Genomic DNA, 15070 nt, shown 5'->3' on the forward strand with positions numbered 1-15070 from the left:
GATTAGGCATCCAAATTTGAAATTAAGGGAGAATTTTGGTGCTCGTAAATGAGCGATAAAGGGTATTTTTGACCTGAAAGTGCATCTTGCACGGCTTTAATCACCAATGGACTACGCGCACGAGCAGATTCAATCAGTTCATCGAGCATCATCCAGACTGCGCCGACAATATCTGTATCTAAAGTGGCATTTGGGTCATAGTCAATGGATTTGGCTAAAAAACAAAAACGAAAATAAGTACGATCCGGAAACATGGGTGGGGTATAGGTATACATCCCTAACAGATGAGTCACTTCAACCCTATGTCCGGTCTCTTCCATAGTTTCACGAATTGCGGCTTCAATAATGGTTTCACCGCATTCAACATGACCTGCTGGCTGATTAAATACCGTGTGTGTCACACCTTCTGTATGTTCTTCTACAAACAGGAATTTTCCGTCTTTTTCAACGACAGTTGCGACAGTGACATGAGCAGTCCAAGCGGTCATAAAGCAGCACCATGGAAAAGGATGCACTATTGTATAAAATTTTAGGGTGTGTGGCTATGATGAAATTTTCCGAAAACTATAGTTTTAAACTTTCCTTCAAAATTTGGTGGTGTTTTAAAAAGTATGCTGACATTAAATGAAGCCATTATTGATGTAAAAGAAGGTTAAGTCGAAGGCTTTAAAATGGTTTTCAAGCTTTTTGGAGAAATTACAACTTCTTCTAAAACCACGCCTTATTCGATGCCTTATTTTGCAATTATTACCTTCAATTCCTACAGTAAAAAACTTACCAATACTTTGCTTGCAGTTTTTAAAAGCAGTGATGAAACTATCCCAATGATCACTTGCAATTCGGGTGTAGTGAATACCTAATTGTTTAAGCTTTGTCTTCAACCTTTGGACTGTAGCTAAATCTCTCTTACCCCAAACATAAGCAACAATCTCACCTGTTTCTCGATGGTAGGCGTAAATAAGCCATTGTTTATTATTTTTATTTCCAACAAAAGTCCAGAATTCATCTACTTCGAGAGATTCATAATGACTTTGTTTAGGCTGAATTTGATAGGCCGATTCAGTTAAAGTCCGTAAGACTTTACCGATACTAATGCGCTCAACTTCAGCGATATCTCGTATACCGCTGCCTCTGACCATTAACTGTAATATTTTACGAGTAATGCCAGAATTACATCCTAGATAGCTCAGAGCATGGTCACCAATAAACTGACGTTTGCAGTCTTTGCATTGGTAGTTTTGTTTCCCATCTACTTTGATGCCATTTTTCTTTATACTGTCACTGAGGCAGGTTGGACATTTGATTTCTAGAGTTATTTGCATTTCTCTATTTTATCAAAATTCAACCTGCTTTTTTTTAGCATACTTTTTGATACACCACCCAAAATTTTAATTTGGGCTTGTAAGGTTTTGCTGATAATGTTTGTTTTTTTAAGAAAATTTGGACAATTTTTAACAAACATATTTATATCATTTTCCTCAAAATCTCCACATGAAATATCTAAAGAATAGGCATATTCATTGTTATGATTATATAGAAAGTCAATTTGACTTTCAGGAATTGGATGTTGGCATATTTCTAGACATGAGTAATATTTGATTGTATTCAGGGAAAGTTCACGTCTTTTTTGTCTAATTTCAACTTTATTTTCATCATAATGTGAAATAAGTGTTTCGAAGTTTTTTACGGGTACTTCTTGTATTTGTACATATAAGTTATTTAAATGTACTTCAAAATAATTTATATTTTCCTTGAGTATGACGGCAGCCTCTAAAGCATTTCTGAGATCATTTTTTTCGAGTTGAATGTTATATTGTACCTTCCAAGAAATAAAACCAATGATGGCAACTATAGGTGTTATTACATAAGCAGTGGTTGTAATAATTGTGTTAATTCCAGTCATACTGAAGCTACAAGATAAAGATTGTCCTTGACACACTGCTATGTATTGAAAAAATCCACATATGAATAAAATTATTATGTAGGTGAGTAGATAAAATCCTACATATTTTTCAATTTCTTTAAACATAAATATTCATATAGAGATAGATTTAATTTATTGTATCTAACAATCAAAAAATTTGGCAATTAAAACAGTTATTTATAATTCCCAGAAACTTTCACATAATTCTGCGCAGAATAAGACAAGAATGCCATTTCTTTTTCAGTGAGCGGACGTGCTTTTTTGGCAGGGCTGCCCACATAGAGCCAACCACTCTCTAAGACTTTGCCTCGTGGAACTAGCGTACCTGCACCAATCATCACATCATCCGGAATGATGACATCATCCAGAATAATACTGTTAATCCCGATTAATACACGATTACCAATCGTACAACCATGCAATGTCACATGATGGCCAATCGTGACATCTTCACCAATGATCAAAGGCGAACCATTGGGTTTATCGGCTTTTTTATGACTGACATGCAACATGGCATGATCCTGAACATTCGAATTTTTACCAATCCGGATTGAATTAACATCACCACGAATCACGGCAAAAGGCCAGACAGAGACATTTTCAGCCAAGACCACATCGCCGACCACGATTCCCATCGGATCGATATAACACGATTCATCAATTTGTGGAGTTGTGTCTAAATAAGAACGAATGTTTTGGCTCATGGTGATCTGCTCATTAAAAGTTTAAGGATCATGTGCATAGTATAAAATAAAAAGCACCCATCTGAATGAGTGCTTTGGTCTTAGTGCTAGACTAAAACAGTCTATTTAAACTTAGAACAAGTTTGAGAAGAATTGTTTAATGTGGTCGAGCATACGTGCGAAGAAACCAGCTTCTTCAACCGCGTTTAAAGCCACCAACGGTTTTTCTGAAATTACTTTACCATCCAGAGTCGCTACGTATTTACCTACGACCTGACCAGGCTGTAAAGGTGCAGTCAGTTTAGGCTGAACCACCAGCTGGGTTTTAATCGCGTTGGCCTGACCTTTCGGCATAGTCACATTAAAGTTTTCAGCAAGACCGATCTGAACTTCATCTTCCTTACCAAACCAGACTTTGGCTTTAGCAAGTACCTGTTTAGCCGGTTGAACATTTTTGGTTTCGAAGTTTGCATAACCCCAAGCCAACAATTCACGTGTTTGTGTCGCACGTTCCTGCATGGTAGGTGCACCAAAAATCACTGAAATCAGACGTGTAGGTCCACGTTTTGAAGAGGTAGTCAAACAATAACCGGCTTCATCGGTGTGGCCAGTTTTTAAGCCATCTACGCTCGGGTCGGTATACAGCAGGGCATTACGGTTACCTTGCTTGATGCCATTAAAGGTAAATTCTTTTTCCGCATAAATCGGATAGTATTTAGAACTATCTTTAATGATGTGCTGTGCCAGCGTTGCCATATCTTTGGCAGTTGAATAATGACCTTCAGCCGGCATGCCGGTTGAGTTCACGAAGCTGGTATTGGTCATGCCAATACGTTTAGCTTCCTGGTTCATCATATGTGCAAAGGTACCCTCGTTCCCTGCAATATGTTCAGCCATGGCTTTAGATGCATCATTCCCTGATTGAATAATAATCCCGCGAAGCATTTCAAGTGCAGTTGCCGTACCATTTAAAGGTACATACATACATGATTCCGCGCTACTGCCGCGACACCATGCTGACTCGTTCATGCGCACTTGTTCATCTTCAGTGAGTTCACCGCTCAATAGTTTTTGTTCGATGATGTAGCTGGTCATCATCTTGGTCATTGAAGCAGGGGCTAATTTTTCATTTTCATTTTTTGAAGCGAGAAGTTGCCCTGTCTCGTAGTCCATTAGCACGTAGGATTTATTATTCAATTCTGGTGGTGCAGATAGGACAGTTGCTGCAAAGCTAAAACTAGGAACTAATAATAATGCAGCAAGGGCAGTTTTTTGGGTCATTTCTAGTGGGTTCCTATATCTTGATGTAAGCACGAAGAGCCTAGCATTTTAGGACAAAGCTAGGCTGACTTCTATGGGAAACCCGGTCTTATTTCAAAAGTATTGTAAGTTATCGGCAGAAAAGCAGCTTAATTGTTATAGGTGGTTAATTCATTACAAATCACCTGATTTTTTTTCTTGCCGGCTTTCTTGGCATCCGATTGTGCTTCGGCCAGAATATTGCGGAAATCGTTCTGTTTAGCCATCTGGTTTAAGCTTTCAACCGGATTACGCTGGCCCGGCATATACTCAGTCACCAGCTTGGTATAACCCTGATTAAACTGTGACTTGTCTTTGACCATGCTTGGACAGATTTCTGAAAGAACATAAATGGCTGCCAGTTCCTGTTTGGTCACTTGCTGAGTTGGGGTAACATTAATGTTTTCATCGGCTGCAAATGCAGAAGTTCCCAAAAGAGTGGCGGCAGAAATTGCGCAGAATGTTAAAGCTTGGAATATTGGATTTTTCATTGAAAACTCAAAAAATGGATTTAGAACAATAATTTGCCTAGCTTAAACTTATTTTTGAAATTGAAAAGTGGGAAAATGTAGCGAAGCTGTAGAATTATGAATAAATCTGTAAGAGAAAATAAGACGATGTTTACACCGTCTTATTTGAAAATTTAGCTGGCTTAGCCTTGGTAGTTCAGCATTTCTTCACAGACAGTTTTCTGCTCGTCTGAGCTGGTTTGCTTTGCACCCTGACGTGCTTCTTCAAGTAAAGATTTATATTCACTGTCTGCCTGTAGCTTTTGATAGCTCATGCCTTTATCTGAGTAGTCTGCAAGATAAGACTGGATCAATTGTTCAACGGTGCTGTTAAATTTTGGATTTTGACCAATGATTGCCGGGCAAACTTCAGCCATAACCTGTGCTGATGCAATATCTTCTTTTACAATGGTATTGTTTTCTTCAACAGTCAGATCGTTTGCCATGACTGAAGGGGAAATAAATGCTGCCAAGCTTAAAGTGAGAGCGCTAAATAAAGAGAATTTTTTAATCATCTTGAGCCACATATTATAAAGATGGATGTCGAGCAATAAATATATATAATTCCTGCACTAATACAATGAAATGTCCTAGTCAGTCATTTTTTAGCGTAACGAGATTTTTTCAGTGAATATTTTAGTTTCAAATGATGATGGGGTGTTTGCACCCGGTATTCAGGCTTTGGCGCAAGCGCTAAAGCCTTTGGGGCGAGTGGTGATTGTGGCACCGGAAAGTGAACGCAGTGGCTTTTCTAGTGCCTTAACTTTGGACCGCCCTTTACGCCCAATCCAGATTTCTCCTGATGTCTGGGCGGTTAATGGGATGCCGGCAGATTGCGTTTACTTGGCTATGAACGGGCTATTTGATTTTGAATTTGACCTGGTGGTTAGCGGGATAAATAGCGGCGCAAATCTGGGAGATGATATCTTGTATTCCGGTACAGTCGGGGCGGCCTTTGAAGGTCGTTTAACTAAACATCCTGCGATTGCCGTATCACTGAGTGGGCCGAATGTACGTGGCTATCAGCAGCCTCAGGATTATCAGTTGGCCGCCGAATGGGTGCATGATTTTATTGCTCGTGGTTTGCCTGTTCTGCCTGAGCGACATATTTTTAATATCAATATTCCAGATGTAACTGAATTGCAGGGTGAAAAAGTGACATATCAAAGTCGCCGCCGTCAGTCTAAACCGGTGACGAGTCATATAGATCCGCGTGGTCGTCAGGTATTCTGGATTGGACTCTCAGGAGAAGCAGTCGCAGACCCTAAGCCAGGATTTAACGAAATTGATTCGGACTTCTCTGCGGTCGCCAATGGCTATGTCAGTATTACCCCGATTCAGATGGATGCTACCAATTATGAGAGTCTGCGGAATTTACAAACACAATTGGCAGAAAATGCGTCCTTAGTGTTATAACTTTGTGAAAAACTCGCGATTGCAAGTATATTGCCGTAAAACTTTGCTAATCTTAACGGAATTTTGCAACCGTATAGCATTAGAGAGGAAGATAATGTTCTTGGTGTTACCGAAATGTGTCGTAGCTTCGCCTGCAACCCTGATTAAAACCCTCGTTTTATCGACCGTTGTTATTTCTACAGGAGTAATTACCGGTTGTGCCACCAAACCCCAGGTGAATAATGCAACGCGTTATGCAACAGCTCCTGATTTCTATACGGTGCGTTCAGGAGATACATTGAGTGGGATTGCAGCACGTTATGGACTGAACTATATCAGTGTTGCCGAGATGAATGATATCAGTGCGCCTTACCGGATTTATGTCGGACAATCAATCCGCCTGAAAAGCAATACTGCGCGCCGTAGCACCAGTACTCAGGCTATGACTCAGGCAGCGCCAATCCAGCGTCAAACAATTGCAGTGCCTACACCGGCACCGGTTACGCCAGCAACCACAGTACAAACCACACCACGCGTCAATACATCTGCACCGGTTACGCCAGTATCTACGGCTGCAGGTTTACGTTGGGTAAAACCATCGAATGGTGCGATTCTTCAGCAATACAATTTAGCTTCTAATATCAAGGGCACCCGCTATAGTGGCAATGTCGGTGATCCGGTATTTGCAGCAGCAGACGGGCAGGTGGTGTATGCCGCTGATGGCCTGAAAGAATATGGCAATCTGGTGTTGGTGAAGCATATCAATGGCTATATCACCGCTTATGCACATAACAGTAAATTGAATGTGAAAAGTGGCCAAAATGTAACGGCTGGTCAAAAAATTGCAGAAATGGGATCGACTGGTACAAACCGTACCATGCTGGAGTTTCAGGTGCGCTTAGACGGCAAACCTATTAATCCTACTGCAGTTTTACCAAACAATTAAATAAATAATGCAAAGTGTAAATTTCGCCGTATAATACAATAAGTTGCTTTTATCAAATGATGAAGCACCTCATAAGTTTAGAGGGAAATTTATGTTAGATCAACTTCGAGCAATGGGTGTCTTTGCTTGCGTTGTGGAGAAAAACTCGTTTAGCGGTGCTGCCCGTGAATTAGGGATTACGACCAGCGCCGTCAGTCAACAAATTCGCTCGTTAGAACACGATATGGAAGTCGTACTTCTAAATCGTTCGACGAGAAAATTAAGTCTGACCGAAGCGGGACAAGCTTTTTTCCATAGCTGCCAAGAAATGTTATCTGCTGCTGAACGCGGTAAAGTCCGGATCAATGAATTACGTGATGATCTCGTGGGCGAGCTGCGTATCGTTTCTTTGCCAGAATTATGCGCGAATCATGTGATTCCTGCACTTTCTCATTGGATGGCTGCACATCGCGGCTTGGCAGTACATTTAGAAACAAACAATCATGAGGTTGATTTGTTGGATGGGCGGGTTGATATCGCCCTAAGATTTGAACAGAAAAATGATGAGCATAATCTTCAGGTTGTGCCATTGATGCAGATTGAGCAAATTCTGGTGGCGACACCGAGTTATATTAATCAAAGCCCCATTATTTCGAGACCTGATGATCTTAAAAATCATGAGGTCTTGCCTTTAACGCATCTTAAAAACCATCAGTATTATCATTTTCAACATGTGAATACTGCAGAAAAAGCCGAGTTTGAACTGAAATCCCGTTTCAGTACCAATAACGGTTTGGTTGCAAAATCGATGTGCTTGCAGGGTAATGGGATTGCCAAGGTTTTATATCTTGATGCTAAAAAAGATTTGCTTAACGGTACCTTAGTTGAAGTTCTGCCTGAATGGAGACTACCACCGATTACACTGTATGCGGTTATTCCGAAACGTGAACAACAACCGACAAAAATTCTTCGTTGTCTTGATACCTTGAAACAATATTTTAGCCAGATCTCTGGCGGACGTATGTTACAAAACGCATCATAGAATGCAGAATAATAAAAAAGCCGCTTTAGAGCGGCTTTTTTAATTTTTAGGCTAGGGCTTTAGGCCAAATAAGCTTTGATCATTTTCACCAGACGTTCGATCAACTGGTCTGCCTGCTCCTGGGTAATATTCAGGGTAGGCAACAGACGAACGACATTGCCTGCGGTGACATTGATAATCATCTTGTATTCATCGCGTGCAATCGCAACCAGATCACCGCATTCTTTTGGTAATTCAATCCCGATCATCAGACCAAAACCACGTACGATGACATTTTGATCTGCCAGTTTGTTGCGTAGCTGGTCAACGATATAAGCACCTTTTTCAGCAGCATTCGCGACGATATTTTCTTTTTGCATAATATCGAGAATAGTATAGACCACACGCGAACCCAGTGCTGTACCGCTATAGGTAGAACCGTGATTTCCAGCAGTTAATACGCCGACACCACGACCTTGAGTCATCACTGCACCAATCGGGAAACCGTTTCCTAAGCCTTTGGCTGTGGTCAGTACATCCGGAATAATATTGGTGTGCTGGTAAGCAAAATATTTACCGGTACGGCCATTACCAGTTTGTACTTCGTCCAGCATCATCAGCCAGTTGTGCTGGTTACAGATTTGACGGATTTCTTCTAAATAGCTGAAACCTTGAGGTGCGGTATTCACACCGCCTTCACCCTGAATAGGCTCAATCAAAATCGCTACGATATCCGGATGATTGATTGCAGCTTCTTCAATTGCTTCGATATCACCAAAAGGTACACGAATAAAACCTTCAACCAGCGGGCCAAAACCTTCTTGCACTTTTTTATTGCCTGTAGCAGACAGGGTGGCCATGGTACGACCATGGAAAGACTGGTCAGCAACAATAATTTTTGGTGAAGCAATGCCTTGCATATGACCGAATTTACGTGCAATTTTGATTGCACCTTCATTGGATTCTGCACCACTGTTTGAGAAGAATACTTCTTCCATGCCTGCAACTTCAGCCAGTTTCTGTGCGGCAGCGGTTTGCCAAGGCACTTCAAACAGGTTGCTGGTATGAATCAGGGTCGCTGCCTGTTCAGCAATCGCTTCGGCAATAACTGGATGCGCGTGTCCCAAACCACATACGGCAATGCCGGTTAATGCATCTAAATACTCTGTACCATCTTCGGTATAAAGATATGCACCTCGTCCTCGGACAAAGCTGATCGGTTGACGGCCAAAAACAGGCATCAAATGAGACGGTTGATCAGTTTGTACCGGTGCGAGGGTAATATTATTCATGACTAACTCTTAACTGTTAGGTGGAAAGAAAAACTTATATAAGCAAAAACCCGCTCAGATTTAAAGGGTAATTGTAAATAAAATTGGAATTATTGCTTTAGACATACTGTTTTGCCTGGATTTGGGTATAATGCGAGACAGATGAGTTGAGGATTTATCAATGACTGAACAAGCACGCGATACCGAAGCGTTAATTCGTGACCAAATTGCAAAACACGCAGTACTTCTTTACATGAAAGGCACACCGCAATTTCCACAATGTGGTTTTTCTGCACGTGCAGTAGAAGCACTCAGTCAAATTGGTCGTCCGTTTGCTTATGTAAACATTCTGGAAAACCAGGACATTCGCGCGATGTTACCACAAATCGCCAACTGGCCGACATTTCCACAGCTTTGGATCAATGGTGAGTTGATCGGCGGTAGTGATATCATGCTCGACATGTTCCAAAAAGGTGAATTAAAGCCTTTAGTTGAACAGTACAGCCCGGCAGTTGATGCTTAATTTTGTATTAAATTAAGTCCAGATGTGAAAAAGCGCTTCATTGAGAAGCGCTTTTTTTGTCTCTATTTTTGCTTAGGTCAAGGTCAGAGTTAATCCTCTGTCGCTGCATCCGGCTGTTCAACTGTCGAAACATCAGTTTCAACTTCAGTTTGTGGCTCGACGATTTGCTTCTTGTCTTTCTTCTTCTTTTTTTTCTTTTTCTTCGGTACTTCGACCAGTTCGGCACCATCTTCAATCGCTTGCCAATAATCCAGCTGTGCCATCACTGCGGCATAGATTGAATTTTTGCTATAGCGACCTTTTTTATCCAAGGTACCGACAGGACGCGCCATCAGGATTTCCAGTGCCTGATCAATAGTATCAATCGCGTGAATATGGAACTGACCCTCTTCCACGGCAAGGGTGACATCTTTACGCAGCATCAGATGTTGCATATTTTGACGCGGAATAATCACACCTTGTTTTCCGGTCAGACCTTGTAACTTGCAAGCATCAAAGAAACCTTCAATTTTGGCATTCACACCACCTACCGGCTGTACTTGTCCCAGCTGGTTCATGGAACCGGTAATGGCCCAGGATTGATCAATCGGTAACTGGCTGATGGCAGAAAGTAAGGCAGAAAGTTCCGCTACCGTGGCACTGTCACCATCGACCTGACCATAACTTTGTTCAAAGGCCAGCGCAGCAGAGAAGTGCAGGGTCTGTTCACGGCCGAAATGTGCTTTCAGGAAAGATGACATCAGCAACACACCCTTGGCATGCAAAGAGCCACCAAGTTCTACACTGCGCTCAATATCCAAAATATCACCGCCACCTTGATACACCGAAGCAGTCAGTCGTGAAGGCAGACCAAACTCAACATCAGCATAATGAATCACCGACAGGGCATTGATTTGGCCCAGACGATGACCACGGGTTTCGATCAATTGGGTACCACGGGTCAGATCCTGCCAGTACAGTTCACGTAAATAGCCGAGACGATATTTACGGTGATCCAGTGCGGTATTGATATGTTTTTCCGAGACCATCTTGTCACCGGCCTGGAAGGCATGATGATGTGCTTCACGAATCAGATCGCCCAGCGTCAGGGCGTGTAATGACAATGAACTTTGATCTTCGGCCTGACGGCTGGAATCTGTGAGCAAGGCGGCTAAAGCAGAACGGTCAAAAGGCAGTAATTTATCCGATTGTACATAGTCGGCAATCAGCTGCATATAGGCCTGCTCGTTATCGTCATTACGTTGTAATGTATCGGTAAAATCAGCACGGATTTTAAAGATGCTGCCCAGCTCGGGTTCAAGCTCTAAAATTTCATAATAAATTTCAGGCTCAGCCAGCAAGATGACCTTGATATTCAATGGAATCGAAGCAGGTTCAATCGAAATGCTGCCGGTCAGCGTGATCATATGCTCGAGCGAGGACAGTTTTAAATGCCCCGATTTAAGCGCGCGCTTCAAGCCTTGCCATGCATAGGGTTGTTCCAGCAATTGTTCCGCTTCCAGCATCAGGAAACCGCCATTGGCCTTATGCAATGTCCCTGGACGAATCAGGGTGAAGTCTGTAGTGATCGTGCCATTTTGGGTCAGTTGTTCTACATGTCCCAATAAATTGTAATGCGTTGGAAAATCTTCAAAGATCACCGGTGCGCCACTGTTCGGCTTGTGCGTAATAATCACATTGGCCTGATAACGTGCGGGAACGCGACTGAACAGTGCCGGAGTGAAGTCATCTTCTTCCTGTTCCAGCACAATTTCAACATTATTGATAATGTCTTCAGCATAATACTTCAGATAATGTTCCAGACCTTCCACGTGTTTGAATTTCGCCAGAATCTGTTCGACTCGCGGTAAGACCACCTGCTTGGCGATATCGCGGTTCAGGATCTGTACGCGATCGCGTGCATCATCTTCCAGATCACCCAGATGCAAACCCAGACGTTCCAGTTTCTTGTCCATATAGCGCATGTTGGACGCCAGTTCGGCACGATCTTTGTTGCTTAAGGCATTCAGATCTTCCTGAGACATTTCCTGCAATTTGTCATCAATCAGATGCACAGGGACAAAACAGTGCTCATCATGTCGAGAGATCAGCTTCAGATCCAGTTCTGCGCCTTCCTTGGTCAGTTCGATGAGCGCCTGCTGCTGCTCATCACCAGTTTCCTGGCGAATCATTTCAATGCGGTTGTGATAGGTCTCTGCAGTAAAACGGCGCTCAAGCTGTTTCAGAATGGTTTGCCAGCTTTGATTCAACATGGCTTGGAATTTTGGACCCTGACCCGGAGGCAGTTCCAGTGCAATCGGCTGACGCTGGTTCTGAAAGTTATTGACGTACACCCAGTCATTCGGGGTTTCCATAGTTTTGGCGTGCTGCTGCAGCAAACGCTTCACCATGGTGCGTTTTCCGAGTCCTGCTGTACCGACGGCAAAAATGTTATAACCGGAATAAGGTAGGGCAATCCCGGCCTCAACTGAGGCACGTGCACGATCTTGGCCCAAAAAGTTATTCAGGGGTTTGATCCGTTTGGTTGACGCAGGAATTTTTCTAGGTTTGGAATATGCGTCAGCTGGGTGGATATTAACCGGGTATGGTCCAGAGTATTTTTAATTTCGCTTTGTTCAAATGCAGAGATAAGTAAATCTGAGCGGATTTTTTGTGGAGTTGTGCTGGTGTTGCTGGCAATAGAGGAATTAATTTGATCGAGTCTCTGGGTCACTGTTGAAAATCCAAAACGAAATATTACGTTGATAAGAGTTAAGGTATACAGATTTACTTGAAAAATTCAAGCCAACATGTCGCTTTTGCCCGAAAATAAAAAACCGGAAATGTGATAAATATATAAATCTTGTTGAAAGATACGCTATTACAGGATTGAATAGCAGCAATTGGTTTTTCTGTGGAAAATAATAAAGCAATGACAACACAAACGACGGGTTGGAAATCCGCCTTTACAGCATTTTTAGATCGACGTGCATTGATCATGCTGTTCTTGGGATTTTCGGCTGGTGTGCCGATTCTTCTGATTTTTTCCAGTCTGTCTTTATGGTTAGGTGAGGCCGGAATCAGCAAAAGTGCAGTAACTTTCTTTAGCTGGGCCGCATTGGGCTATTCGTTTAAATTCGTCTGGGCACCGCTCATTGATGAACTTCCTGTCCCTTTTCTGACCAAGGCTCTGGGACGTCGTCGTGCATGGTTGCTGATTGCGCAGATTCTGATTGTCTGTGCCATTTCCATTATGGCCTTTTCTGATCCGGCTTTGGGTGCCACACATTTACAGCAAATGGCGCTCGGTGCTGTCCTGCTTGGTTTCTCCGCAGCAACGCAGGATATTGTGATTGATGCCTACCGGATTGAGCTGGCAGAAACCCAGATGCAGACCGTATTGGCTTCCACCTATAATGCAGGTTACCGGATCGGGATGATTGTGGCCGGTGCTGGTGCCTTGTTTCTGGCGGCCTATTTGGGAACTGCGAAAGGCAACTATATCTATGATGCCTGGAAATGGACCTATCTGGCGATGGCTGCTGTCATGCTGGTCGGTATTATCACCACACTGTCCATTCGGGAGCCGCAGGTTGACCGTGTGCGAAAACACTATGTGCGCAGTGATTATTTCCGTTTAGTCGCCGTATTTTTTGTGGCGGTGATCAGTTTTGTCTTGAGCTATATCTATTCGGGCAATCTGGTGGCCAGCATCACCGAACAATTCGCCATTCAAGATACCTTTGCCTTGTTCTGTTTTGAAGCTTTGCGCTTTGTTGGCTCGGGTGCAGTGGCCTTTGCGATTGGTGCAAGCTTGGTAAAGATGGGTGCGGTTAACAAGCAAATGGCCTATGAAACCTGGGTCAATCCGGTTGCCGACTTCTTTAAACGTTATGGCTTGAAACTGGCATTGGTGTTGTTATTGCTGATCGGTTTTTATCGGGTCTCCGATATTATTGCCGGCGTCATTTCTAATGTGTTCTATCAGGACCTGAATTTCAGTAAAGAACAGATTGCCGAGGCGGTTAAAGTCTATGGAGTCATTTTCTCTTTAGTCGGTGGATTCCTTGGCGGGCTCTTGGCCCAGAAGATGAACATCATGAAACTGATGTTTGTCGGTGCCGTGCTAGCCTGTTCCACCAACCTGATTTTTATCGGACTGGTCAAGTCAGGTGAAAAACTGGCAGCTGTCGAAGTTAAAGCCGGTAATCAGGTTTATCAGGCAGAGACCGATGAAGTGGGTTACTGGAAGCTGGATATCCCAAGTGCAGTGCTGGCGCAGAGCAAACAGCTGCAAGTCTCAGCCGCTTATCTCAATACAGATAATACCAATCAAGCGCCTGTGCAGGTCAATATGCCATATTTGACTGCACAACAGGGCAGCACTCAGTTACAGATCCTGCCGATCACCAGTGACAATACTCTCACCGCAGCTGAGCAGGACAAGACCATTGTGGTGCGCGGCCAATATGTCGGTGAAGCACTGCAAGAGAATCAAAAGATTGTTTTGCAAATCAATGATCAAAATATTGAGGCTAAACTGGAAAGTGAAGGCGTATTTACTGCCGCGATTCCTGCACAACAACTGATTCAGTTACCTGCACATATTATCAGTGCCGTCTTGATGCAAGATGATCAGGCACTACAGCAAACAACACATGTGTTTCAAGTCAATGATCACTTGGCCAATACCCAGGATCTGGATGTCGATATTCAGCCCTTAACAGTGGTGGATGGCAACAGTTCAGATGCGGTCGAAGTCAGTGGTAAAGTGATTAAACCTTATAGCGACAAGTGGCTTTATTTTGCCATTATTGTCGATAATCTGGCTGCCGGGCTGGCTGGTGCTGCATTTATTGCCTTCTTGTCGAGCCTGACCAGTGTGTCATTTACCGCGGTTCAATATGCGATTTTCAGCTCACTCATGACCCTGACCCCTAAGATTTTAGGCGGATATTCGGGTACTATAGTGACCAATATCGGTTATCCGAATTTCTTCCTGATGACCACTTTAATTGGAATTCCCATTCTGATTCTGGTGGTTTGGGTGGCAAAATTGCTCGGTGAACACCAACAACAATCTGTACAGAAGGATGATTAATATGCGCATGCTACATACCATGTTACGTGTAGGCAATTTAGAACAATCTCTCAAGTTCTATACTGAAGTACTTGGCATGACTTTGCTTCGTAAGCGTGATTACGAAGAGGGCCGTTTTACCCTGGCTTTTGTCGGTTATGGCGATGAAGAGAATCACACCGTACTGGAATTGACCCATAACTGGGATACAGACAGCTATGAACTGGGTAATGCCTATGGTCATATCGCAATTGCAGTCGATGATGCTTACAAGGCGTGTGAAGAGATTAAAGCGCGTGGCGGTAATGTGGTGCGTGAAGCTGGCCCAATGAAAGGTGGCGTGACTGTAATTGCATTTGTTGAAGATCCAGATGGCTACAAGATCGAGCTGATCCAGCAAGACAACAATGCACGTAATAACTAAGTGTGACGTAGCGAGATATATGAAATGCATTCATGTA

General features: G+C 43.0%; 14 protein-coding genes and 1 pseudogene. 6 read left to right on the forward strand and 9 right to left on the reverse strand.

The features are described 5' to 3' along the window. Positions 1-2: 2 nt before the first annotated feature. From HGD77_RS05710 to HGD77_RS05740, 7 genes are all read right to left on the reverse strand, one after another. Positions 3-488 (reverse strand): NUDIX hydrolase, encoded by a 486-nt coding sequence (locus tag HGD77_RS05710; protein ID WP_085064281.1) that lies wholly within the window; start codon positions 486-488, stop codon positions 3-5. Between the two features lie 132 nt (positions 489-620). Next, positions 621-1322, reverse strand: a complete 702-nt coding sequence (locus HGD77_RS05715; protein ID WP_004282344.1) for an IS1 family transposase — start codon at positions 1320-1322, stop codon at positions 621-623. Continuing rightward, positions 1313-2029: a hypothetical protein gene (locus HGD77_RS05720; protein ID WP_228761469.1), complete on the reverse strand. Its 717-nt coding sequence runs from the start codon at positions 2027-2029 to the stop codon at positions 1313-1315. Before HGD77_RS05720 ends, HGD77_RS05715 begins: the two co-directional genes overlap by 10 nt. Before the next feature lie 68 nt (positions 2030-2097). Beyond that, positions 2098-2628 carry a gamma carbonic anhydrase family protein gene (locus HGD77_RS05725; protein ID WP_085064282.1) on the reverse strand — a complete coding sequence of 177 codons (531 nt, stop codon included), beginning with the start codon at positions 2626-2628 and terminating at the stop codon, positions 2098-2100. 111 nt (positions 2629-2739) lie between these two features. Continuing rightward, positions 2740-3888 carry a D-alanyl-D-alanine carboxypeptidase PBP5/6 gene (gene dacC, locus HGD77_RS05730; RefSeq protein WP_004279731.1) on the reverse strand — a complete coding sequence of 383 codons (1149 nt, stop codon included), beginning with the start codon at positions 3886-3888 and terminating at the stop codon, positions 2740-2742. A 128-nt stretch (positions 3889-4016) separates the two neighbouring features. Next, positions 4017-4397 (reverse strand): MCR_0457 family protein, encoded by a 381-nt coding sequence (locus HGD77_RS05735; RefSeq protein WP_005104587.1) that lies wholly within the window; start codon positions 4395-4397, stop codon positions 4017-4019. A 161-nt stretch (positions 4398-4558) separates the two neighbouring features. Continuing rightward, on the reverse strand, positions 4559-4930 hold the full coding sequence (locus tag HGD77_RS05740) for an MCR_0457 family protein (protein ID WP_004279733.1): 372 nt from the start codon (positions 4928-4930) through the stop codon (positions 4559-4561). 112 nt (positions 4931-5042) lie between these two features. Between HGD77_RS05740 and surE the strand changes: the two genes are divergently transcribed. The 3 genes from surE to HGD77_RS05755 all read left to right on the forward strand — a co-directional run bounded on the left by surE (position 5043) and on the right by HGD77_RS05755 (position 7777). Further along, entirely contained in the window at positions 5043-5831 is a 789-nt protein-coding gene (surE, locus tag HGD77_RS05745; protein WP_005104584.1) for a 5'/3'-nucleotidase SurE, read from the forward strand. Between the two features lie 94 nt (positions 5832-5925). Beyond that, the gene (locus tag HGD77_RS05750) at positions 5926-6756 is read left to right on the forward strand and encodes a peptidoglycan DD-metalloendopeptidase family protein (RefSeq protein ID WP_005104583.1); all 831 of its coding nucleotides are present in this window, start codon (positions 5926-5928) and stop codon (positions 6754-6756) included. Between the two features lie 91 nt (positions 6757-6847). Beyond that, a complete protein-coding gene (locus tag HGD77_RS05755) occupies positions 6848-7777 on the forward strand; it encodes a LysR family transcriptional regulator (RefSeq protein ID WP_005104582.1) in 930 nt (309 codons plus the stop codon). Between the two features lie 59 nt (positions 7778-7836). On the opposite strand, the gene HGD77_RS05760 is transcribed toward HGD77_RS05755, so the two are convergent. Next, on the reverse strand, positions 7837-9048 hold the full coding sequence (locus HGD77_RS05760; RefSeq protein ID WP_005104581.1) for an aspartate aminotransferase family protein: 1212 nt from the start codon (positions 9046-9048) through the stop codon (positions 7837-7839). A gap of 160 nt (positions 9049-9208) precedes the next feature. On the opposite strand from HGD77_RS05760, the gene grxD reads away from it, so the two are divergent. Beyond that, positions 9209-9550: a Grx4 family monothiol glutaredoxin gene (gene grxD / locus HGD77_RS05765; protein WP_005104579.1), complete on the forward strand. Its 342-nt coding sequence runs from the start codon at positions 9209-9211 to the stop codon at positions 9548-9550. An 89-nt stretch (positions 9551-9639) separates the two neighbouring features. Here grxD and HGD77_RS05770 read toward each other — a convergent pair. Further along, positions 9640-12263, reverse strand: a pseudogene (locus HGD77_RS05770) (Lon protease family protein). A 198-nt stretch (positions 12264-12461) separates the two neighbouring features. Here HGD77_RS05770 and HGD77_RS05775 point away from each other — a divergent pair. Both HGD77_RS05775 and gloA read left to right on the forward strand, forming a co-directional pair. Then, positions 12462-14630 carry an AmpG family muropeptide MFS transporter gene (locus HGD77_RS05775; RefSeq protein ID WP_085064286.1) on the forward strand — a complete coding sequence of 723 codons (2169 nt, stop codon included), beginning with the start codon at positions 12462-12464 and terminating at the stop codon, positions 14628-14630. A 1-nt stretch (position 14631) separates the two neighbouring features. Further along, positions 14632-15033: a lactoylglutathione lyase gene (gene gloA, locus HGD77_RS05780; protein ID WP_004279741.1), complete on the forward strand. Its 402-nt coding sequence runs from the start codon at positions 14632-14634 to the stop codon at positions 15031-15033. Positions 15034-15070: the final 37 nt, after the last annotated feature.

The sequence above is a fragment of the Acinetobacter sp. NEB149 genome (assembly GCF_012516415.1).
In the GTDB taxonomy this organism is placed as follows: domain Bacteria; phylum Pseudomonadota; class Gammaproteobacteria; order Pseudomonadales; family Moraxellaceae; genus Acinetobacter; species Acinetobacter lwoffii_V.

Excerpts from the sequence above, each read along its gene's own strand:
- HGD77_RS05710 (WP_085064281.1), bottom strand. The coding sequence starts at position 488 with ATGACCGCTTGGACTGCTCATGTCACTGTCGCAACTGTCGTTGAAAAA.
- HGD77_RS05715 (WP_004282344.1), bottom strand. The coding sequence starts at position 1,322 with ATGCAAATAACTCTAGAAATCAAATGTCCAACCTGCCTCAGTGACAGT.
- HGD77_RS05720 (WP_228761469.1), bottom strand. The coding sequence starts at position 2,029 with ATGTTTAAAGAAATTGAAAAATATGTAGGATTTTATCTACTCACCTAC.
- HGD77_RS05725 (WP_085064282.1), bottom strand. The coding sequence starts at position 2,628 with ATGAGCCAAAACATTCGTTCTTATTTAGACACAACTCCACAAATTGAT.
- dacC (WP_004279731.1), bottom strand. The coding sequence starts at position 3,888 with ATGACCCAAAAAACTGCCCTTGCTGCATTATTATTAGTTCCTAGTTTT.
- HGD77_RS05735 (WP_005104587.1), bottom strand. The coding sequence starts at position 4,397 with ATGAAAAATCCAATATTCCAAGCTTTAACATTCTGCGCAATTTCTGCC.
- HGD77_RS05740 (WP_004279733.1), bottom strand. The coding sequence starts at position 4,930 with ATGATTAAAAAATTCTCTTTATTTAGCGCTCTCACTTTAAGCTTGGCA.
- HGD77_RS05750 (WP_005104583.1), top strand. The coding sequence starts at position 5,926 with ATGTTCTTGGTGTTACCGAAATGTGTCGTAGCTTCGCCTGCAACCCTG.
- HGD77_RS05755 (WP_005104582.1), top strand. The coding sequence starts at position 6,848 with ATGTTAGATCAACTTCGAGCAATGGGTGTCTTTGCTTGCGTTGTGGAG.
- HGD77_RS05760 (WP_005104581.1), bottom strand. The coding sequence starts at position 9,048 with ATGAATAATATTACCCTCGCACCGGTACAAACTGATCAACCGTCTCAT.
- grxD (WP_005104579.1), top strand. The coding sequence starts at position 9,209 with ATGACTGAACAAGCACGCGATACCGAAGCGTTAATTCGTGACCAAATT.
- HGD77_RS05775 (WP_085064286.1), top strand. The coding sequence starts at position 12,462 with ATGACAACACAAACGACGGGTTGGAAATCCGCCTTTACAGCATTTTTA.
- gloA (WP_004279741.1), top strand. The coding sequence starts at position 14,632 with ATGCGCATGCTACATACCATGTTACGTGTAGGCAATTTAGAACAATCT.